General features: G+C 73.3%; 19 protein-coding genes. 8 read left to right on the top strand and 11 right to left on the bottom strand.

Annotation, left to right across the window (positions count from 1 at the left end; genetic code table 11):
* Window positions 1–168 precede the first annotated feature (168 nt).
* The 7 genes from ACZ6K0_RS39700 to ACZ6K0_RS39670 form a co-directional block, all read right to left on the bottom strand.
* A complete protein-coding gene (locus ACZ6K0_RS39700) occupies window positions 169–945 on the bottom strand; it encodes a class I SAM-dependent methyltransferase (protein WP_376408321.1) in 777 nt (258 codons plus the stop codon).
* Between the two features lie 229 nt (window positions 946–1,174).
* Window positions 1,175–1,888, bottom strand: coding sequence for a type 1 glutamine amidotransferase family protein (locus ACZ6K0_RS39695; RefSeq protein WP_469234919.1), 714 nt, complete (start codon window positions 1,886–1,888; stop codon window positions 1,175–1,177).
* Window positions 1,889–2,085: 197 nt separating this feature from the next.
* Entirely contained in the window at window positions 2,086–2,904 is an 819-nt protein-coding gene (gene modA / locus ACZ6K0_RS39690; protein WP_376408324.1) for a molybdate ABC transporter substrate-binding protein, read from the bottom strand.
* 108 nt (window positions 2,905–3,012) lie between these two features.
* On the bottom strand, window positions 3,013–3,402 hold the full coding sequence (locus tag ACZ6K0_RS39685) for a TOBE domain-containing protein (RefSeq protein WP_469234917.1): 390 nt from the start codon (window positions 3,400–3,402) through the stop codon (window positions 3,013–3,015).
* Between the two features lie 139 nt (window positions 3,403–3,541).
* Window positions 3,542–4,042, bottom strand: coding sequence for a molybdopterin-dependent oxidoreductase (locus ACZ6K0_RS39680; protein WP_469234915.1), 501 nt, complete (start codon window positions 4,040–4,042; stop codon window positions 3,542–3,544).
* Between the two features lie 153 nt (window positions 4,043–4,195).
* Window positions 4,196–6,979, bottom strand: a complete 2,784-nt coding sequence (locus ACZ6K0_RS39675) for a molybdopterin-dependent oxidoreductase (protein WP_376408333.1) — start codon at window positions 6,977–6,979, stop codon at window positions 4,196–4,198.
* A complete protein-coding gene (locus ACZ6K0_RS39670; RefSeq protein WP_469234913.1) occupies window positions 6,976–7,812 on the bottom strand; it encodes an FAD binding domain-containing protein in 837 nt (278 codons plus the stop codon). The genes ACZ6K0_RS39675 and ACZ6K0_RS39670 overlap by 4 nt, the downstream gene beginning before the upstream one ends.
* Before the next feature lie 224 nt (window positions 7,813–8,036).
* Between ACZ6K0_RS39670 and ACZ6K0_RS39665 the strand changes: the two genes are divergently transcribed.
* The gene (locus tag ACZ6K0_RS39665) at window positions 8,037–9,569 is read left to right on the top strand and encodes a PucR family transcriptional regulator (RefSeq protein ID WP_469234911.1); all 1,533 of its coding nucleotides are present in this window, start codon (window positions 8,037–8,039) and stop codon (window positions 9,567–9,569) included.
* Between the two features lie 18 nt (window positions 9,570–9,587).
* On the opposite strand, the gene ACZ6K0_RS39660 is transcribed toward ACZ6K0_RS39665, so the two are convergent.
* On the bottom strand, window positions 9,588–9,986 hold the full coding sequence (locus tag ACZ6K0_RS39660) for a TOBE domain-containing protein (protein ID WP_376408342.1): 399 nt from the start codon (window positions 9,984–9,986) through the stop codon (window positions 9,588–9,590).
* Between the two features lie 250 nt (window positions 9,987–10,236).
* On the opposite strand from ACZ6K0_RS39660, the gene ACZ6K0_RS39655 reads away from it, so the two are divergent.
* Entirely contained in the window at window positions 10,237–10,413 is a 177-nt protein-coding gene (locus ACZ6K0_RS39655) for a hypothetical protein (protein ID WP_376408346.1), read from the top strand.
* A 51-nt stretch (window positions 10,414–10,464) separates the two neighbouring features.
* Here the strand turns inward: ACZ6K0_RS39655 and ACZ6K0_RS39650 are convergent, their stop codons facing one another.
* The 3 genes from ACZ6K0_RS39650 to ACZ6K0_RS39640 all read right to left on the bottom strand — a co-directional run bounded on the left by ACZ6K0_RS39650 (window position 10,465) and on the right by ACZ6K0_RS39640 (window position 13,337).
* A complete protein-coding gene (locus tag ACZ6K0_RS39650) occupies window positions 10,465–11,160 on the bottom strand; it encodes a type 1 glutamine amidotransferase domain-containing protein (RefSeq protein WP_469234909.1) in 696 nt (231 codons plus the stop codon).
* An 83-nt stretch (window positions 11,161–11,243) separates the two neighbouring features.
* Window positions 11,244–11,903 carry a hypothetical protein gene (locus tag ACZ6K0_RS39645; protein WP_376408352.1) on the bottom strand — a complete coding sequence of 220 codons (660 nt, stop codon included), beginning with the start codon at window positions 11,901–11,903 and terminating at the stop codon, window positions 11,244–11,246.
* Between the two features lie 102 nt (window positions 11,904–12,005).
* Entirely contained in the window at window positions 12,006–13,337 is a 1,332-nt protein-coding gene (locus ACZ6K0_RS39640; RefSeq protein WP_376408355.1) for an MFS transporter, read from the bottom strand.
* Between the two features lie 210 nt (window positions 13,338–13,547).
* Between ACZ6K0_RS39640 and ACZ6K0_RS39635 the strand changes: the two genes are divergently transcribed.
* The 6 genes from ACZ6K0_RS39635 to ACZ6K0_RS39610 are packed head-to-tail and all read left to right on the top strand — an operon-like array spanning window position 13,548 to window position 19,501.
* Entirely contained in the window at window positions 13,548–14,582 is a 1,035-nt protein-coding gene (locus ACZ6K0_RS39635; protein WP_376408358.1) for an ABC transporter substrate-binding protein, read from the top strand.
* Window positions 14,572–15,819, top strand: coding sequence for a FecCD family ABC transporter permease (locus ACZ6K0_RS39630; RefSeq protein ID WP_376408361.1), 1,248 nt, complete (start codon window positions 14,572–14,574; stop codon window positions 15,817–15,819). The genes ACZ6K0_RS39635 and ACZ6K0_RS39630 overlap by 11 nt, the downstream gene beginning before the upstream one ends.
* Window positions 15,816–16,631, top strand: coding sequence for an ABC transporter ATP-binding protein (locus ACZ6K0_RS39625; RefSeq protein ID WP_469234907.1), 816 nt, complete (start codon window positions 15,816–15,818; stop codon window positions 16,629–16,631). Before ACZ6K0_RS39630 ends, ACZ6K0_RS39625 begins: the two co-directional genes overlap by 4 nt.
* Window positions 16,632–16,642: 11 nt before the next feature.
* On the top strand, window positions 16,643–17,542 hold the full coding sequence (locus ACZ6K0_RS39620; RefSeq protein WP_469234905.1) for a Rossmann-like domain-containing protein: 900 nt from the start codon (window positions 16,643–16,645) through the stop codon (window positions 17,540–17,542).
* Entirely contained in the window at window positions 17,539–18,543 is a 1,005-nt protein-coding gene (locus ACZ6K0_RS39615) for a GHMP family kinase ATP-binding protein (RefSeq protein ID WP_469234903.1), read from the top strand. Before ACZ6K0_RS39620 ends, ACZ6K0_RS39615 begins: the two co-directional genes overlap by 4 nt.
* Window positions 18,464–19,501 carry a pyridoxal-phosphate dependent enzyme gene (locus ACZ6K0_RS39610; protein WP_469234901.1) on the top strand — a complete coding sequence of 346 codons (1,038 nt, stop codon included), beginning with the start codon at window positions 18,464–18,466 and terminating at the stop codon, window positions 19,499–19,501. The genes ACZ6K0_RS39615 and ACZ6K0_RS39610 overlap by 80 nt, the downstream gene beginning before the upstream one ends.
* The last annotated feature ends 84 nt before the right edge of the window (window positions 19,502–19,585 follow it).

Here is a 19,585-nt window from a genome sequence, read left to right as displayed (position 1 = left end):
CCGAGGCCGCGCCCCCCCCCCTGACGTCCACCGCCCCGGCCCCCGCTGGATACCCCGGCGGGGCGCCCCCCCCCCCCCCCCCGCCCCGGCCCCCCCCCCCCCCCCCCGGGGGGGGGGGGGGGCCCCCCCCCCCCCCGCGCCAGGGGGTTCGCCGTCAGGTCGCTTCGTTCAGAGAGTGGCCCGTACGACGACGAGCGAGCCCTCGTACGCGGGCTCGGAGCGCAGGTGGCCGAAGTGCCGGTCCCAGGCCCCGGATTCCAGGTCGCCGCGGAGGGTTCGGTCGAAGCGTTCGCGTACGCCGTCGTCGACGAAACTCCAGGCGGAGCACGCCTGGCGGGCACGGGGGTCGAGGAGCAACTCGGGGCGTCCGTAGTACGCCTCGTTGAAGCCGTCGGTGCAGTCGAGGGGGATGGGGACGGGGTCGACGGTGACCGTTCCGCCGAGGGCGGCGGCGATCCGGTCGACGGGCGGGTACCGGCGGGCCTCCGTGTCGAGGACCTCGGGGGCGTAGTCGTACAGCCAGAAGTGGCGTACGAGGGCCGGGTCGCAGGTGAGGACCACGACGGGGCCGCGGGTCACGCGCCGCATCTCCCGCAGGCCGGCGCTCACATCGCTCCACTGGTGCACGCTGAACAGCGTCATCGCGGCGTCGAACTCGCCGTCGGGGAAGGGCAGGTCCTCGGCGACGGCGTCGATCGCGCGGGGGAGTCGGTCCGACCGCTGGGCCCGCATCGAGGCGGACGGTTCGACGGCGGTCACCGCGCCGGCGACGCCCTCGTACGATCCGGCGCCGGCGCCGACGTTGAGGACGGTGCGCGCCTGCCCCAGGCTCTTGGCGAGGAGCCGGGCGATGCGTCCGTCCGGACGGCGGTAGGCGGAGTAGCCGGAGCTGATCGCGCCGTGGTCGACGTCGCCGGCGCTGCCGTCGTGCGTACGTGTCGTCATCTGCCTTACCTCGCCTCGTGAGCAGGAGCAGCGGAAGCGGACGCAGGGCTCACGCGGAGGAGCCTCGCTCGGCAGTCTCCGCTCGGACGGCCGCGACTCCCATCTTGCATCTGCTGATCTGATCTCACAATTGCCTCACGAATGCTTGGTTGATCACCTATGTGGGCAGGCAGATGTGGTTCATAGCTTTGGGGGTTCGGGTGCCCGGAGTGGTGGGGGCGGCGGGCTGTCAGCCGCGCAGCTCGGCGCGTGCCAGGAAGTGGCCGGCAGCGTCCTCGTACGCGTCCAGGTGCCAGCCCGTCGCCTCCAGCGCGGGGCGGAGGTTGTTCTCGTCGGCGCGATGCGTGAAGAAGGCCCGGGTCGCGGTGTGCTCGGACCGGGCCGCCACGAGCGCGGCGAACCGGTGGAGCAGACGTTCTCCCCAGGGCCCGAGCGGAGTGCCCGTCAGGAACCGCACGCCCCAGGCGCTGGATCCCCGGCGGAACGCCTGCTGTCCGTACCCGTCGCACGTCGCCAGGGCGACGCCGTCGGCGGAGGGTGTGAACGGTTCGTCGGCCGGGCGCAGCTCCGGAGGCAGCGGCCCGCTGCCCGCGAACAGAGGGTCGGCGTCGGCCGCCGGGGTGAGGGCGACCGCTCCGCGCGTCGCCGGCCTCTCGGAGACCGCCTCCACGGTCACGGTGTCGGCTCCCGCCAGCAGCCGGCCGGCCGGGCCCAGTGCCAGGACGGGAACCTCCGCCGCCAGGGCGTCCTGGAGCAGGGCGTGCGCGGCAGGGGCGGCGGACCGGGGCGTGGCCAGGAGGACCAGGCCCTCGACGCCGCTCAGGCCGGGGGAGAGAACCCCGTCGACCGTGGCGGACCGGACGGTCAGGCCGGCTCGGGCGAGGGCCTCGCTCACGGCGGCCGGAGTCTCCGTCGCCGGGTTCCGCACCACGACCACCGCCATTGCGTACTCCTCACGTTCCGGCCGCGTCGGGCCGGGGTAGGGCGGGGGCCCCTGCGCACCGAACACCGCGAGCGGTGCGCAGGGGCCTCTGGCAGGTCGTCCCGTCGCGGCGAGAGCCACTCCTCCGCCCCGGGCCGGTACCTGCCGGTCAGACAGCCCTCACCCCACCGGGGCGAGGGGGCTCGGACACAGAAGGCCTACGGCTTCTGGAAGCCGGCGTCCTGGAGGATCTTCTGGCCCTCGGGCGAGGACAGCCAGGCCACGAACGCGGCCGCGGCCTCGGCGTTCTTGGAGTCCTTGAGGGCCGCGGCCGGGTACTTCGCGATGGCGTTCTGCGCGTCGGGGATCTCGACGGCGTCGACCTTGTCGGCGGCGGAGGCGGCGTCCGTCTTGTAGACGAGACCGGCGTCGGCCTCGCCGAGCTCGACCTTGCTGAGCACGGCGCGGACGTTCGGCTCCTGGGAGACCGGCTTCACCGTGATCTTCTGGGCGTCCAGGACCTGCTTGCTGTACTTGCCCGCGGGCACCTCGGGGGCGGCGAGGACGACCTTGAGCTTGGTGTCGGCAAGGTCCTTCAGCTCGTCGACCTTGAAGGGGTTGCCCTCGCCGGTGGCGATGACGAGCCGGTTCTTCGCGATGATCGCCGGGGTGCCGGTCTCGGCCTTGACCTTGTCCATGCTCTTGGTGTCGGCGGTGACCAGGACGTCGGCGGGCGAGCCCTGCGACACCTGGGCGACGAGCTCCTGCGAGCCCGCGAACGAGAAGGTGACCTTCGTGCCCGGGTGGGACTTCTCGTAGGCGGCGCCGGCCGTCTTGAACACGTTGGTGAGGGACGCCGCCGCGAGGACCGTCAGGTTCGCCTGGGGCGCGGCGCTCGCGGAGCCGGAGGGCGTGGCCCCCGCGGCGTCGTTCTTCGTGTCGTCGTTGCCACCACAGGCGGCGAGGGGGACCAGCAGGGCCGCGGTGAGGGCGGCAGCGGCGGCACGACGTCTGGTGAACGTGAGGGTGTGGGTCATGAGGGTCTGAACTCCTTGGGGACGAACGGAGAGTACGGGGGAGGGCAGGCCGCGCCGGCTGCCTGGGTTTTGCGGTGTCGCGGTGCTGCTGTGCTGCGTGAGGGGTGGTCAGGTGCGGTCGATGTGCACGCTGGTCGACTTCACGCGGGCGGTGGCCTGCATGCCGACTTCCAGTCCCAGCTCTTCCACGGCCTCGCGGGTGAGGAGGGAGACCAGCCGGTGTGGTCCGGCCTGGATCTCCACCTGCGCCGCGATGTCGCCGAGCTTGATCGCGGTGACGATGCCCGGGAAGGCGTTGCGTGCCGAGGTGTACGACACGTCGTCGTCGCCCTGCGACGCGAGCTCCGCGGAGAACGCGGCCAACGACGTCCCGTCGATCACGCGCCTGCCGCTGTCGTCGCGGTGGGTCGCGACCCGGCCCGCGTCGGCCCAGCGCCGTGCGGTGTCGGGGCTGACGCCCAGCAGTCGCGCGGCCCGGCCGATGGTGTAGGACTGCATGTGCGACACCGTAGGGCGCATCTCATCTCATGTGCAACAAAGCTGTGGGACTCTCCATGGCGAATGAGAGGAGGGCTGGAGGAATTGACGAGGGGGTCGTTCGGCGGGTTCAGGCAGGCTCATGTGGCCTCAGGTGGGATCAGGACTCGGAGGGTGCGACTCCCGGGAGCCGGCAGCCGCCGATCCAGATGCCGGTGACCGCGCTGATGTAGCGGGCGCCGCAGCGGTCGGACGGGACGACGAGCTGGGCGCCGGCCGTGTCGAGCTCCTCGCCGTCGAGCCGGGTCGCGAGGAGGACGGGGGAGCCGCCGAAGTCGGGGTCGATCTCCGCCCAGGACAGGACCGCGTGGTGCCCGTCGCCGCCGTTCACGACCAGGAGGAAGCGGGAGCGCTCCTTGCGGCGGGCGGGGTCGAAGCCGGGGTGGGTGCGGTCGAGGACCTCGCGCAACAGGGGTCCGGCGAAGGTGTGGCGCTGCGGCCCCGCCGTGGCGCAGTCGAAGACGACCTCGGCGCGGTGCTGCTCCCAGCCCTGGCGCAGGTCGGAGACGGTGAGCGAAGTGGGGTGGGCCACCTCGCCCCAGACGGAGAGGACTCCGGCGCGTACAGGCATCGCGGGCGGTGCGGTGCTCGGTCGACTCATCGTCGGCCCCTTTCGGACGGTCGGTGCTGCGGCTGCGGCTGCGCGCAGTGATACCCGACCGCCGGGACGGGGAATCGTGTCTGCCACCCGTACTCGCCTTTTCTCGCAGCATTTGTGAGCTTGCTACGAGTCGAGGGCTCCCATCCTCCAGGTCTATGACCCAACACCCCGCCTCGCCCGGTCCAGGGCGAGCCAGACGCGGTCCCGGGTGACCGGCAGTTCGGTGAAGCGGATCCCGGTGGCGTCGCGCAGCGCGTTGGCGAAGGCGGGGGCGACGGGGTTGAAGGGGCTCTCGCTCATGGACTTGGCGCCGAGCGGGCCGATCGCGTCGCTGGTCTCCGTGAAGTGGACCTCGGTCCGGGGGACGTCCGCGTACTGGGGGAGGCGGTAGCGGCGGAACGCGGCCGTGGTGACCTCGCCGCGCCCGTCGATCCGGACCGTCTCGAAGAGGGTGGCCCCCAGGGCTTGGGCGACGCCGCCCTCGACCTGGCCCCGGCACTGCATCGGGTTCATGACCTTGCCGGCGTCGGCGGAGTGGACGCTGCGCAGGATGCGGATCTCGCCGGTGCCGGGGTCGACGGCGATCCGGAACCACTGGGCGTTGAAGGCGACCGAGCGCGGCGAGCCGCCCCAGTGCCCGTCCGCCGCGAGCTCCTCCACGGCGCCGAGGGCGTGCCCGGCCTCGTACAGCTCCTTGAGCGTCACCGTGCGGCCGGCGCAGTCGAAGGCCTCGGCGCCGAGCACGCACAGGTGCCGGGCGACGCCGGTGTGGCGGGCGGCGAGGGTGCGCAGCCGTTCCGCGAGGGACGTCGCGGCGAGCAGGACGGCCTTGCCGGCGACGACGGTGCCGGCGGATCCGAAGGCGCCGGTGTCGTGGCGTACGACGTCGGTGTCGGACTGGCGGATCGCGAGGCGGTCCTCGGTGGTGTTCAGGGCGCCGGCGGTGATCTGCTTGTGGACCGTGGTGGTGCCGTTGCCGAACTCGGCGGTACCGACGGCGATGTCGTACGTGCCGTCCTCGAGGAGCGAGACGCGTGCGTCGGCGTAGTGACCGCCGGGCGGCCCGGTGGCGATCATGGCCATGCCGGTGCCCTGTCCGACGAGCCAGCCTTCGGGAGCCTCCTCCGCGCTGCGGTCCTCCGCGATGGCCCGGCGGACGACCTCCAGGCACTGGTCGAGGCCGTACGAGGCGATGTACAGGTCCTCCTCCTCGCCGATCGGGCTGTGCATGCCTTCGCCCGGGCCGATGATGTTCCGCTCGCGGAAGGCCAGCGGGTCCATGCCGAGGCGGCGGGCCAGTTCGTCCATGACGGACTCGACGGCGAAGGTGACCTGGCCGAGGCCGTATCCCCGGAAGGCGCCGGCCGGAACGACGTTGGTGTACACGGAGTACGCGTCGACCTTCTTGTGCGGGGCGCGGTAGACCGCGAACGACTCGCCGACGCTGTGGAACATGACGGCGGGGCCGTGGTTGCCGTACGCCCCGGTGTTGGACACGACCCGCATCCGCACGGCGGTCAGCGTGCCGTCGGCGCGGGCGCCGACCTTGATGCCGATGGTGAAGGGGTGCCGGGTGGTCGCTCCGTAGAACTGCTCGGCGCGGGTGTACTCCAGCTTCACCGGGCGGCGCAGCTTCAGCGCGGCCAGGGTGACGATGTCCTCGGTGAGCATCTCCTGCTTGCCGCCGAACCCGCCGCCCACCCGGCCGGCGACCACCCGCACCTCGTCCTCGGGCAGCTCGTACAGGGCGCACAGGGCCCGCCGGGTCAGGAACGGCGTCTGGGTGGAGGAGCGGACGGTGAGGCGTTCGCCCGTGCCGTCCTCCTTGGGCTCGAAGTACGCGACGCAGCCGTGGGTTTCGAGGCTCGCGTGCTGCACGCGCTGCGTGCGGAACGTCTCCTCGTACACGACGTGCGCCTCGGCGAAGCCCGCCTCGACGTCACCGATCTCGCCGTGCACCTCGCCCGCCACGTTGTTCTCGACGCGGGCGATGCGCACTTCGGGGCCCTTACCGGCGTGGATGACCGGTGCGCCCGGCCGCATCGCCTCCTCCGGGTCGGTGACGTACGGCAGTTGCTCGTACACGACCTCGATCCGGCGGCAGCCCTCCTCGGCCGCCTGCTCGCTGTCGGCGACGACGGCGGCGACCCGCTGCCCGACGAAGCGGACGACGTCGTCCAGGACGCGCGTGTCGTCGGGGTCTTCGGTGGGGTGCTCGTGGCGGGCGCTGGAGTACAGGGTCGCGGGGGCGTCCTCATGGGTGAGGACGGTGTGCACGCCGGGCACGCGCAGGGCGGCGGCCGTGTCGATCGAGACGATCCGGGCGTGCGGGTGCGGAGAGCGCAGCAGCTTCATGTGGAGGAGGCCCGGGACCTCGACGTCGAAGGTGTAGCGGGCCCTGCCGGTGACCACGTCGGGACCGGCCGGGGCGCCGACGTTCCTGCCGACGGCCTGTCCCGCGCAGGGGCGTTCGGTGTGCTTCACGCCGCGTACGGCGTCCTCGATCGCCCGGTAGCCGGTGCAGCGGCAGATGTTGCCCTTGAACGCCCGCGGCAGGTCGTCGAGTTTGCCGTCGTCGTGCGCGGTGCCCCGCTCGGCCTCCAGGGCGGCCGTCGTCATCAGGAACCCGGCCGTGCACATGCCGCACTGGTAGCCCTGCGCGTCGAGGAACTTCTGCTGTACGGGGTGGAGTTCGCCGTCCCGGGAGGCGAGGCCCTCGACGGTGGTGACGGCGCGGCCCGCCGCCCGTACGGCCGGATACAGACAGCTGTGGACCGGCTCGCCGTCGACATGGACGGTGCAGGCACCGCAGTCCCCGGCGTCACAGCCCTTCTTCACCCCGAACCAGCCGCGCTCGCGGAGGTACGTGCGCAGACACTGGCCGCCGCGCGGCTCGTCGTCGTGGGACCGGTCGTTGACGCGGACGTGGAAGCTCATCGGGCACTCTTCTCCGGGCTGAGGGTCAGTTCGCGGCGGACTTCCTCGGCGAGGCGGAAGCCCATGTGCCGCCGCCACTCGGGCAGTCCGTGGATGTCGTCGAACCAGTCCTCCTCGCCGACGGCCGCCTCGATCGCCCGCCGCAGCTGCTCGGCGTCGGGCGGCAGCGGGAACCAGAACCGGAACGGCCGTACGGTCGCCGCGCTGATCGTCACCGCCAGCGAACCGTCCAACGGATCGAGCGTCCCGATGACCAGCGCACCCGAGCGGCCGAGCCCGTAGAGCGACGCCTGCCGGAACGCCGTACGGCACTCCAGCGCCCGGCCGGGGAGCGTGACGGAGCGCAGCAGCTCGCCCTCCGCGAGGTCCTTGCGACCCGCGCCGGTGATGAAGTCGACGACCTTCACCTCCCGCAGCGAGCCGTCCTGCGCCTGGAGAAGGCAGGACCCGTCGAGCGCGGCGGTCAGCGAGATCATCGGCCCCGCGGGCAGGCCGTTGCACAGGTTCCCGCCGACGGTCGCCATGTTCCAGATCTTGAACGAGGCGAGGAAGGCCCGGCAGCACTGCTCGAAGAGCGGCGCCGCCGGAGCGTCGAGGCTCTGCCTCCCGAAGCGGGACAGCTGGGCGATCGTGCAGGTCGCGGCGATCTCCAGGGAGCCGTCCGCGCGCCGGGTGAGCGGCTCCCACCCGGTCCGGCTCAGGTCGATCAGCCGCCGCAGACGCGGCTGCGGCTCGGAGAACAGATACGTGCCCCCGCCCAGCCACGCGTCGCCCGGGCGCCACGGCTCCCGGAACCGGGCGTCCCTCACATCCGTGATCGTGTTCAGATCCATCCCCACGCCTTCCGACCGTTGCCTTCAGGCCAGTGAAGCCCGGGGGAGGCAGGCGGCACGACTGGTCGCGAAGCCGGAAAAGCACCACCCCGGGACAGTGCGGGCTGGAGGATCAACCAAGAGCTGTTTTCTGCCTGTGCCCATGCATCTACGATGTCTCGACTCGCATTCGCCTCGTGAATGTGGGAAGCGGGCTCGCCCCGTGTTCGCGCAAGGAGCCCCGTATGCACGTCGATCACCTCCTCCGTCTCGACCGTCTCGACCTCTCGCTCGTGTGGGGCGACGAGGCGTTGCTCGGCCAGGAGATCCGCGGTGTGACGGCGACCGACCTGGAGGCTCCGGCGCGGTTTCTCCAGCCGGGGGAGGTCGTGCTCAGCGGACTCGTGTGGTGGAGCAGGGACGGCGGCTCGGACAAGGCCGACCGCTTCGTCTCCGCGTTGCGCGGCGCCGGAGCGGTGGCGCTCCTCGCCGGTGAGGAAACGCACGGCGCGGTGCCCGTGGAGCTGGCCGATGCCTGCCGGAGGCACCGGATCGCGCTGATCGCCGTACCGGCGCACACGAGCTTCCGGGCGATCACCGAAGCCGTCTACCTCCGCCAGTGGGGCGAGCTCAGCCGCCGGCCCGCCGACCACTTCGCACTGCCGGAGAACGTCCGCCTGGACCTCGACCGCGCGCTGGAAGCCGACGCGACGGCAGGCGAGTTGCTCGACCGGGCCTTCGGCCACCTCGGCACGCCGGCCTGTCACCTGCTGACCGGCAGCGGACGGACCGTCGCGCGGACGACCGGCTCGGCCGAACTGCCCGCCCACCGGGCTGCCGAACTCCTGCGCGGTGCGCACGGAACGACGGTGCGGGTCGAGGCGGACGACACGGTCTTCGACGCCTGGCACCTCTACCTGCCCGAGCCGGGGAAGGTCCCTCCGCGGGTCCTTCAGGAGATAGCCGAGCTCCTCGGCCGCCACCGGCGCCGCCAGGACCGCCACCGGGCGGCGCGCCTCGCGGCCTGCGCGGAGCTCATGGACGCCGCGGGTGCCCCGCGCCCCGATGCCCACCGGTTGCACGGCGCGTTGGCGTCCTGCGGTCTGGGCGACCGGGCGGCGTACACCGTGGTCGTCGCGGTCCTCGGGCCGCACGGGGGAGGCGGTGCGGATGCCGTCGCCGCGCTCACCGAGGCGCTGCGACACCTGCCGTCCGTCTCCTTCGCGGTCGCCGAGGGTCTCGGCGGCGAGGCGATGGCGGTCGTCGCGACGCACGAGGGCGCCGGGGACGAGCTGAGGGAAAGGCTCGGTGAGGCATGGCCGTTGGTCCATGCCTGCCGCCCGGTCGCCGCTCCGCGCGCCGGTGTGAGCGAGTCCGTCGCCGCCGAGAGGGGGTTGAACAGCGCACTGGTCCAGGCGCGTTACGCGCTGTCGGCGGCCCGCGCCGCGGCGACGTCGGAGGCCCGTGTCGCCGGCCTCGGCGACCTCGACGGGCTTGAGATGCTGATGGCCGGCATCCCCGTCGACGTACGGAACGCCTACCGCGAGACGGTCCTTGGCCCGCTGCTGGGCTCCGGGCGTGGTTCCCACGCGATGCTCCTGGAGACCCTGGAGACCTTCCTGGCGCACGACTGCTCATGGGCGAGGACCGCGGAGGCCCTGCACGTCCATGTGAACACGGTCCACTACCGCGTCGCCCGCATCGAGGCCCTCACCGGCCGTGACCTGTCCCGTATCGACCACAAGACGGATCTGCGCGCCGCGCTGCTCTGCCGCTGACGCTCCCTCCCGGAGTGGTCAGGGCACGTCGATGTGCACGCTCGTCGACTTCACCCGGGCGGTCACCGTGACGCCGACGTCGAGCCCCAGTTCCTCGACGGCCTCGCGCGTCACGAGCGACACCAGCCGGTGCGGACCGGACTGGACCTCCACCTGTGCGGCCACGTCGTCGACCCGTACGGCCGTCACGATCCCCACGAACGAGTTCCGGACGGAGGTCGGCACGTCGTCCTCCGGAACGGCGTGCAGTCCCGCACCCCGCTCCTTCGCGAAGCGGGCCAGGTCCGCACCCTCGATGATCCGTTTGCCGGCTCCGTCGCGCTCCATGCCCAGCCTGCCGCCGTCCGCCCACCGGCGAACGGTCTCCGAGCTCACTCCGAGCAGCTGCGCGGCCTGCCCAATGCTGTACGACGACACACCTGCACTCTAGGTCACGCGGGTGGTGGCGCTCGCGGTTCGTCGACATCGTCTCCGGCGGGGCTCACTCCGTTTCGGCCGGGGCGGGCATGGCGAGCTCGGAGTCCGCGGTAGGCGCCACCCCGGTGTGGCTGCTGCCGGCGGCGGGTGCGGTGAGCACGGCGGTCATCGGCGGTGCGTGCTGGATGTCGGGGCACGTCCACGCGGACGCCACCCTGCAGACCGGGGCCCGCTTCCTGCATGTGGCCTCGTGTTCGCCGTCACGGTCAACGGCCTGTACGCCCACTGGCTCGGCCGGCGCCTGGAGCGGTACCGCGGCCTGCCGGTTCCGCGCCACCTCCTGGTCCGGTCCGGAGCGGCCGCGACGGTCAGCCAGGCCGGCTGGTGGGGGGCCTCGCTGATCGGCTTCCTCAACAGCCGGACCTGAGGCGCCGGCCGCCGTCGCGGACGCATCGCCCGCATCGCACTGGACGCGGCGTCAGGTCAGCTGCTTGAGGACCTCGGCCGCGAGCGGGGTGGAGGAGGACGGGTTCTGGCCGGTGACGAGGTTGCGGTCGACGACGATGTTCGGGACCCACGGCTCGCCGACCTGTACGTCCACGCCTGCTTCGACGAGGCGGGTCTCCAGGAGCCATTTCGCCTTGTCGGCCAGGCCGGCCTGGGTCTCCTCCGCGTTGGTGAAGGCGGCGACCTTGTAGCCGGCGAAGGCGTTGGTGCCGTCGGCCTTCGTGGCGGCGAGCAGCGCGGCGGGGCCGTGGCAGACGACGGCGAGGGGCTTGCCCGAGGCGAGGGCGTCGACCAGGATCCGGCCCGAGACCGGGTCGACGGCGAGGTCCTCCATGGGGCCGTGGCCGCCGGGGTAGAAGACGGCCGCGTAGTCGTCGAGGCGCACGTCCTCCAGCGAGATCGGGTGCTGGAGCTCGGTGAGCGAGGCGAGGGCGACGGCGACCCTGGCGGCGCCTTCCTGGCCGCCGTTGAACTCGGGGGCGAGGCTGCCCCGGTCGACGGTGGGGACGACACCGCCGGGGGTGGCCACCACGATCTCGTGGCCGGCGGCCGTGAACGCCTCGTACGGCGCCACGGCCTCCTCGGCCCAGAAACCGGTGGGGTGCTCGGTGCCGTCGGCGAGCGTCCAGTGGTCGGCGCCCGTCATCACGAAGAGGATCTTGGACATGGTCGGGAGACTCCGAGGGGGCGGGGGCTGACGCTCCGGGTCCGGGGCGTCAGTGCGGTCATGCCCTCGACGCTACGCCCGCCTCAGGCTGCCGGAGCGGTGAGGCCCGCGAGGGCGAGGGCCCTGGCGACGGCCGGGAGGTCCAGCGGTTCGTGATCCGGGTTGGTGGGGCGCAGTCGTCCCAGCAGCAGGTCCGGATCCAGCCGGTGTGCCTCGGCTTCGGCCAGAAGAGTGTCCGCGCTCGGCCCGGCGGTGGTGCCGTCGAGGTACTCCGACAGGCCGCGCAATGCCTGGTCCCGGCCGACGAGCTCGCTCAAGCCGCAGTCCAGGCCGTCGTCGCCGAGGTCGTCGGGGTACGGGGCACGGGCCCAGGTCCCGTTCTCGTACCAGTAGACGCAGCCCAGCTCGTAGCCCTTGAGCCGGTCGTGCAGCTCGTCGTACGGGAGCCAGTCCGGGCCGCCCGCCAGCATGTCGATCGGCGGCTCGTGCCACTTGACCTCGCTCGCCTCGTCCTCGCCGTAGAGCACGAACCGGCCCTCGCCCATCCGCGACATGGTCCACCAGGTGCAGCCGGAGTCGTCGTGGTGGAGGCCTTCGTCGTCGATCCAGAGGCCGGTGCGGTAGCCGCTCGGGCGCTGCTCGTCGGCGGTGGTCGCGCTCATCGCGGCGAGCAGGGCCCACCGGGCCCACAGCGCCTCGCCGGCCGGAAGGTCCTCCGGCAGTCCCGGACGGTGAATGGTCATCCTTGCCCCCGTGCGTCGTCGTCCCGATGGTGATCGCGACAACCGTACGGCCGGCACCGGCGCCGGGTCCGGGCCGGGGCCGGCCGTACGAGGCCCGCGCCGTCAGTCCGTCGTCGCCGGGGCCGTACGGGCGAAGTGGCGGGCGGTGGGGACCAGCGCCGCCGCGGCCGGTACGAGGAAGCAGGCGGCGGCGCAGGCGCCGAGTACCGGCGTGACCCCGAAGGCGTCGATGGCCGGGGCCATCAGGGCCAGGCCGACGGGCGCGAGGCCGTAGGACACGAGGAAGTCCAGCGAGGAGACGCGGGCCAGCTTGTCCGGCGCGACCTCGCGCTGAGTCGCGGTGAACCAGGGCACGTTGAACAGCTCGATCCCGATCCCGGCGACGGCGTACGCGGCGACGACCACGAGCGGGTGCACGGGCAGCACCAGGCTCAGCGGTGCGACGCCGTACGCGGCGAGACCGGCGAAGGCGGCCCAGCCCTGGGAGCGAGGCCGCAGTCGGGCGATGACCAGCGCTCCGGCGAGCGCGCCCACGGTGTACGCGGTCATGGCCGCGGCCAGCACCCACTGGGTGTCGTACCGGTCCCTGCTGATCAGGGGCAGCGCGACGCTGGTGGCGGAGTAGCCGAGGGCGATGACCGCGACCAGGGCGGCGAGACCGGCGAGGAACCACGGGTGGCGCCGCGCCTCGCGTATGCCCTCCAGGAACTCGGCGCGGAAGCCTGCTCGCGGCGCGGGTGCGGCGGCGGGGTCCGTGGTGGCGGGGTCCGTGGAGGCGGCGGGGTCCGTCGCGGTGGCCGGGTCCGCCTTGGAGGCCCGGGCCTTGCCGGCCGCGCCCTTGCCCGGGACGAGTGCGGCGACCAGCCAGAGCAGGCCGATGCCGAGCAGCAGCGTCCCGATGTCGAGGAAGGCGGCGAGCAGCGCGGTCAGGGCGGGGCCGGCGAGCGTGGAACCGCGTACGGCCATGGTCATGGCGGCGTTGGCCTGTTGGCGGCGGTCGGGGTCGACGGTCTCGGCGGTGAGCGCCTGGAACGCCGGGCGGCAGGCGCCCTGTCCGGCGCCCGCGAGGGCGGCGGCGGCCGTCATCAGGACGAGCGAGCGGCCGAGCCCGGCGGCGAGGAGCGGTGCGGCCGTCGCCGCCGCGAGGCCCGACCAGAGGACGACCGCGCGGCGGGAGTGCCGGTCGGCCAGCACGCCGCCGACGGTGACGGCGGCGAGGAAGCCGACGGTGCGCGCGGCGAGGACCAGGCCGAGTCCGGCGGCGCCGAGGTCGCGGTGCAGGACGGCGAGTCCGAGGACGAACGGCAGGGCCCAGGTCGCGAGCCCGGAGGCGGTGGTGCCCGCCCACAGGCGCAGGAACGCGGTGTCGCGGAGGATCGAACGGGCGGGCGGTGTCGCGGACTTGGTCGTCGTGGGTGGGGGCGTGGTCGCCACGGTGTGGGTGCTCCTTGGGGCTGGGAGGGGGCTGGGAGGGGGGTTGTGAGAGCGCTGGGAGAGGGGGGTGGGTCGGTCGGTGGACCGGGCCCCCGGTGTGGTTAATGAAAATGAATACCATTACAGTACCCTTCGAACGCGGCACTCCTGCCGGGTGCACGACAACACCCACGCCCGTACCCCGCCCTCCCTTCGCAGACCGGAGACCCCATGCGCCACCCCGCCCGCCTCGGCATCGCCCTCACCGTCCTCCTCGCCACCGCGGGCTGCTCATCGGCGAGCGGCGACGGCCCCGCGCCGGACGCCAAGCCCGCCAACAGGTCCTCCGGCGCCGTGAATTCCGTCAGCAGCTGCGGTCGCCAGGTCTCCTTCGCCGAGCCCCCGAAGCGGGCCGTCGCCCTGGACCAGACCTCGACCGAGACCCTGCTCGAACTCGGCCTCCAGGACCGCATGGCGGGAACGGCCAACCTCAAGACGAAGATCCCGGCCCCGTACGCCGCCGCCTACGCCAAGGTCCCGGTGATCGCCCCGAAGATCGCCACCGGCGAGCAACTGCGCGCCGCCACACCCGACTTCGTCGTCGCCGGCTCCACGGACCTGTTCACCAAGGACCGGGTCGGCACCCGGGAGGAGCTGGGCACCCTCAAGGTCCCCACCTTCGTCAGCGCCGTGGACTGCCCGGAGCGGAATCCGGCCGGCACGACCCCCTTCGAGCTGCTCTTCGCCGACTACGAGAACCTCGGCAAGGTCTTCGGGGCCGAGGACCGGGCCGGCAAGCTCGCCGCCCGCCAGCGCGCCGCCGTCGCCAAGGCCGGGGCGAACGCCTCCAAGGTTCCCCAAGGCGCGGACCGGCCGACCGTCGTGTACCTCTACTCGGTCTTCAACGGCATGCCGTACGTGGCGGGCAAGACCGGCCTGCCCAGCGAGATGAGCCGGATCGTCGGCGCGAAGAACGCCTTCGACGACGTCGACGAGGACTGGCCGGAGGTCTCCTGGGAGGAAGTCGCCCGGCGCGACCCGGACTTCATCGTGATCGGCGACCTGTCCGAGCGCGGCCGGCCGGGCGACAGCGCCGCCGAGAAGCGCGCCTCGATGACCGCGCACCCCGTGATCTCCCGGCTGGCCGCGGTCCGCGACGACAGGATCCTCGAAGTGCCGGGCATCGAGCTGGATCCGTCGGTGCGCTCGGTGCACGCCCTGGGGCTGCTGGCGGACGGGATGAAGGAGCTCGGGTATGTCCGCTGACCCGGTCGCCCGGCCGGGGCCGGTGGATCTCCTGCTGCCCGCGGCCCGGGGATCCGCCGCGGGGGTCGCGGGTGCCGTGGGGGTCGCAGGTGCTGTGGGCGCCGCCGGAGCCTCCGGTCCCGCAGGCTCTTCCGGTTCCGCCGGTTCCGCCGGTTCCGCCGGTTCCGTTGAGACGTCCGACCCGTCCGATACGTCCGACCCGTCCGGCCCGCCCGTGGCGGTTCGGTCGGCGGCGGGCCGGGCGGTCCTCTTCCTCCTCGCCGTGGGCGTCCTGGCGGGCTCGGTGGCGGCGGCCGTCCGCCTCGGTACCGCCGACGTGGGCTGGACCGGCCTAGCCCGCGTCCTCGGCGCCCATCTCGGCCTGGACGTCGCTCCGTTGCCCCCGTTGGTGGACTCCCTCGTCTGGGACCTGCGCCTCCCGCGCGTGCTGATGGCCGCCCTCGTCGGCGCCTCGCTCGCCGTGTGCGGCGCGGTGCTCCAGGCGGTCACCCGCAACGCCCTCGCCGACCCCTACCTGCTCGGGGTCTCCTCGGGCGCCTCGACGGGAGCCGTCGCCGTCGTCGTGCTCGGGGTGGGCGCGAGCACGCTCGGGGTCACCGGCGGCGCGCTCGTCGGCGCCCTGGCGTCCTTCGCCCTGCTCCTCCTGCTCCTGCGGCGCAGCGGTCTCGACTCGGTCCGGATCGTGCTCACCGGTGTGGTCGTCGGCCAGCTGTTCACCGCCCTGACCTCGCTCGTCCTGATGGCCTCCGCGGACGCCGACACCACGCGGGCCGTCACCCACTGGCTCCTGGGCTCGATGGCGCCGGCCCGCTGGGACACCGTCGTCGTCTGCGCGATCGTCACCCCGCTGGGGCTCGCGGTGGCGTGGCTCTGCTCCACCGCCCTCGACGGGCTCTCCTTCGGCACCGACACCGCGGCCTCCCTGGGGATCGGTGTGCGGCACACCCGGATGCTGCTCCTCGTGGTCACGGCCGTGCTGACGGCGGTGGCGGTGGCCACGGTCGGAGCCATCGGCTTCGTCGGGCTGATCGTCCCGCACGGGGTGCGGTTCCTCGTCGGGCCGCTGCACCGGGTGCTGCTGCCCTACGCGGCGCTCGCCGGAGCGGTGTTCCTGGTCTGGACGGACGCGCTGGCGCGGATCGCCTTCGCGCCCCGCGAGGTTCCCGTGGGCGTCATCACGGCCCTCCTCGGCGTACCGCTCTTCCTCCTCGTCCTGCGCAGGAGGGGGGAACTGTGAGGATCACCGCCGAAGCGCTCAGCTGGTCGGTGGCCGGCACGACGGTCGTCCGCGAGGTCAGCGCCGACATCGCCCCCGGCGAGACCGTGGGCCTCCTTGGCCCCAACGGCTCCGGCAAGTCGTCGCTGCTGCGCTGCCTGGCCGGACTGCGCGCTCCCGGCGCGGGCGCGGTCCGGTACGACGGGGAGTCCGTACGCGACTGGAACGCGCGCCGGATCGCCCGCCACGTCGCCTTCGTCGAGCAGGACTCGGGAGCGGACAGCGACCTTCGGGTCCGCGACGTCGTGGGCCTGGGGCGGACACCGTTCCGGGACCGCTGGCGCGGACCGGACGCCACCGACCGGGCCGTGGTCGCCGCCGCCCTCGAACGCCTCGGACTCACCGCGCTCGCCGACCGCTCCTGGAAGACCCTGTCGGGCGGCGAGCGGCAGCGCGCACACATCGCCCGCGCGCTCGCCCAGCAGCCGTACGCCCTCCTGCTCGACGAGCCCACCAACCACCTCGACGTCAAACACCGGTTGGAGCTGATGGAGCTGCTGTCCGGCACCGGACAGACGGTCTTGGTCGCGCTCCACGACCTGTCGCTCGCCGCCCGGTACTGCGACCGGCTGCTCCTCCTCCACCACGGCCGGCTGATCGCCGCCGGCCCGCCCGCCGCCGTGCTGACCGCCGAACGGCTCGCCGACGTCTTCGAGGTCGACGCCGAACTCACCGCCGACGCCCTGGGGCACCCCCAGGTGACGTACCGAGGACCGCTCCGCGCGGCGGCACCGCGCCCCCCGGCGGCCCCCGCACCCCCACCCGCCCTGTGAAGAGGAAAACCATGACCCACACGATCCCCACCCCTCCCTCCATCCCCACCCCTTTCTCCATCCCCACCCCCACCCCCGGCGCCCGGGTCGCCGCGACGTCCGTCGACGGCCTCGTCGAGGCCGTCCTGGCCGGGGAACACGGACCCTTTCCCGCCGAGCTCGTCGCGACCAGCGTGTTCTGGATCCACCACGGCACCCGCCTGGCCGGCGGCGACACCACCTACCTCAACCAGTACGTCCTCGTCCGCCTCGGCGGATCGTTCGGCGGCTGCGCCTTCGAGGCCGGCGAGATCGACCCGTCGATCTGCCGCGACTCCTCCGGCACCCCGCTCGACGTGCTCCTGCGCGAGGCCCCGCGACCGCTGCGGATCGCCGCCCTCGACGCCTACCTCTCCGAGGTCCGCCCGCACCGGACGGCCGGCGAGGCGGGCGACGCCGAGCCGGTCACCCTCCCCGCCGGAACCCCGGAGGTCCGCGCCCGGGCCCGCGACGCGGCCATCGCCGGCCTGCTGGACATCGAGGAGGGCGCCGAGGTCGGCCTCATCGGCGTCGTCAACCCGCTCGTCGCCGCCATCCGCGAGCGCGGCGGCCGGCCGCTGCCCTGCGACCTCAACCTCAGGACCACCCAGTGGGGCGACCCCGTCACCGCCGACATGCACGAGGTGCTGGACCGGGCCGAGGCCGTCGTCGCCACCGGAATGACCCTGAGCAACGGCTCGTTCGACAACATCCTCGACCGCTGCCGCTCCCGTGGCATCCCGCTGGTCGTCTACGCGCAGACCGGCAGCGCCGTCGCCCGGGCCTTCCTCGGCTCCGGCGTCACCGCACTGTCCGCGGAACCGTTCCCCTTCTCCCAGTTCAGTGCCGAGGAGACGGTCCTGTACCGCTACCGGACGGTGGGCGGCGCGTGATCCCCGCCGGTACCGGGTACGCCCCCTGTCACCACGGCGAGATCCTCCAGGGCGTCTTCCTCGACGACGACGGGCGCCGATGCGCCGGACTGGTCACCCTTCCGATGGCCGGCCCGGGCAGCCGGGCCGAGTTCGTACGCGGCCCCGGCACGCCGCCCGAGGCCCTCACCGTCGTCCCCTCCGGCCGGAGGAAGGCCGCACAGGCCGCGGTCCTCGCCGTGGCCGCATGCGCGGAGAGAACCCATCAGCCGCCCTGTGGCGGGGAGTTGCGCCTCACCGGGGACATCCCGGTGGGGCTGGGCATGGGCAGCTCCACCAGCGACGTCATCGCCACCGTCCGGGCGGTCGCCGACGCGTACGGCCTGCGCCTGACGCCCGGGACGGTCGCCCGGCTGGCGGTCCGCGCCGAGCTGGCCTGCGATCCGCTGATGCTGGACGGCGGCCCCGTGCTCTTCGCCCAGCGGGAGGGCCGGGTCCTGGAAGCCTTCGGCCCCGCCCTGCCGCCGCTGGTCGTGGTGGGCTGCGTGCTCGGCGGCGGAGCGCCCGTCGACACGCTGGCCCTGCCCGCGTACGAGCCCGACGACAGCGACGTACGGGCCTACGAGCGGCTGCGCACGCTGCTGCGCCGGGCCGTGGCCACCGGCGACGTCGCGCTCCTCGGCGAGGTCGCCACCGCCAGCGCGCGGCGCGGCCAACAGGTGCTCGGACACCCGGAGTTCGACGCCCTGACCGGCATCGCCCACCGGGTCGGGGCGGCGGGCGTGCAGATCGCGCACAGCGGCGCGGTGGCGGGCGTGCTCTTCGACCCGGCCGCGCCCGGGGTGCGGCACCGAGTCCGGCGCTGCCTGCGCGCCCTGGACGCCCACGGCATCCCCGCCACCCGGACCTTCACGACCGCCACCACCACCAAGGAGACCTGGAATGGACCAGCACATCGCGGAGTCGATCGGCCGGCCGGACCTGATACGTCTCGACGACCGGCTCGTCTGCCTGCGCTTTGAGACGATGAAGGTGGTCTCGGCCCTCGCGGCGGTACGCCACCTCCTGGACACCGGAGTCGTACGGCGCGGGGACACCCTCCTCGACAGCTCCAGCGGCATCTACGCCTACGCCCTCGCCCTGGCCTGCCACCGGTACGGCATGTGCTGTCACATCGTCGGCTCGACCACCGTGGACCACACGCTGCGCACGCAACTCGCCGTACTCGGAGCGACGTTGGAGCAGATGGAACCGTGCAGCGACCTCAAGCTCGACCAGAAGCGGCGCGTCGAGCGGATCCACGAGATCCTCGCCGAGCACCCCGAGTACCACTGGATGCGGCAGTACCACGACGACATCCACTACCTCGGCTACCGCGCGATCGCCGACCGGATCCGGGAGGCGACCGGAGCGGACGGACTGACCGTCGTCGGCGGGGTCGGCTCGGGCGCCTCCACCGGCGCCCTGGCCCGCTACCTCCGCGCGGCGGACGACGGCCCGGACGGCGGTCCGGCAGCCGGCCCCGGCGGCCGCCCGGCCGACGTCGCACTCGTCGGCGTCCAGCCGTACGGCAGCGTCACCTTCGGCGCCGAACACGTCTCCGATCCCGAGATCATCATCGCCGGGATCGGCAGCTCGATCCCCTTCGGGAACGTCTCCCACGAGCTGTACGACACCCTGCACTGGATCTCCTTCGACGCGGCGCTGGCCGGCAGCGTCGACCTGCTGCGCCGCCACGCGGTCTTCGCGGGACTCTCGACCGGCGCCGGCTACCTCGCCGCCCGCCACGAACACGAACGCAGCCCCGAGCGCACGGTCCTCTTCCTCGCCGCCGACACCGGCCACCGCTACGTCGACACCGTCTACGCACGCCACCGCGAGGCCGTGCCCGTCGCGGGCCTCGCCCCGCGCGACGTGACCGACCGGAGCCAACTGGCCCTGCCGTGGTCCCGGATGCACTGGAACCGCGCCCGTGCGTGAACATTCGTACGTTCCAGCGAGGTGATCACTCGCTCCTCGGCGGCCTGGAGACCATCGAGGACCGCTCGCCGCTCGGCGCCGCCG

This window comes from Streptomyces sp. NPDC042346, from assembly GCF_055581845.1.
The sequence above is the reverse complement of the archived record's forward strand: the minus strand, read 5'-3'. Positions and strand labels throughout refer to the sequence as shown.

Coding starts and splice junctions, on each gene's coding strand:
- ACZ6K0_RS39700 (WP_376408321.1), bottom strand. CDS start 945: ATGACGACACGTACGCACGACGGCAGCGCCGGCGACGTCGACCACGGC.
- ACZ6K0_RS39695 (WP_469234919.1), bottom strand. CDS start 1,888: ATGGCGGTGGTCGTGGTGCGGAACCCGGCGACGGAGACTCCGGCCGCC.
- modA (WP_376408324.1), bottom strand. CDS start 2,904: ATGACCCACACCCTCACGTTCACCAGACGTCGTGCCGCCGCTGCCGCC.
- ACZ6K0_RS39685 (WP_469234917.1), bottom strand. CDS start 3,402: ATGCAGTCCTACACCATCGGCCGGGCCGCGCGACTGCTGGGCGTCAGC.
- ACZ6K0_RS39680 (WP_469234915.1), bottom strand. CDS start 4,042: ATGAGTCGACCGAGCACCGCACCGCCCGCGATGCCTGTACGCGCCGGA.
- ACZ6K0_RS39675 (WP_376408333.1), bottom strand. CDS start 6,979: ATGAGCTTCCACGTCCGCGTCAACGACCGGTCCCACGACGACGAGCCG.
- ACZ6K0_RS39670 (WP_469234913.1), bottom strand. CDS start 7,812: ATGGATCTGAACACGATCACGGATGTGAGGGACGCCCGGTTCCGGGAG.
- ACZ6K0_RS39665 (WP_469234911.1), top strand. CDS start 8,037: ATGCACGTCGATCACCTCCTCCGTCTCGACCGTCTCGACCTCTCGCTC.
- ACZ6K0_RS39650 (WP_469234909.1), bottom strand. CDS start 11,160: ATGTCCAAGATCCTCTTCGTGATGACGGGCGCCGACCACTGGACGCTC.
- ACZ6K0_RS39645 (WP_376408352.1), bottom strand. CDS start 11,903: ATGACCATTCACCGTCCGGGACTGCCGGAGGACCTTCCGGCCGGCGAG.
- ACZ6K0_RS39635 (WP_376408358.1), top strand. CDS start 13,548: ATGCGCCACCCCGCCCGCCTCGGCATCGCCCTCACCGTCCTCCTCGCC.
- ACZ6K0_RS39630 (WP_376408361.1), top strand. CDS start 14,572: ATGTCCGCTGACCCGGTCGCCCGGCCGGGGCCGGTGGATCTCCTGCTG.
- ACZ6K0_RS39620 (WP_469234905.1), top strand. CDS start 16,643: ATGACCCACACGATCCCCACCCCTCCCTCCATCCCCACCCCTTTCTCC.
- ACZ6K0_RS39610 (WP_469234901.1), top strand. CDS start 18,464: ATGGACCAGCACATCGCGGAGTCGATCGGCCGGCCGGACCTGATACGT.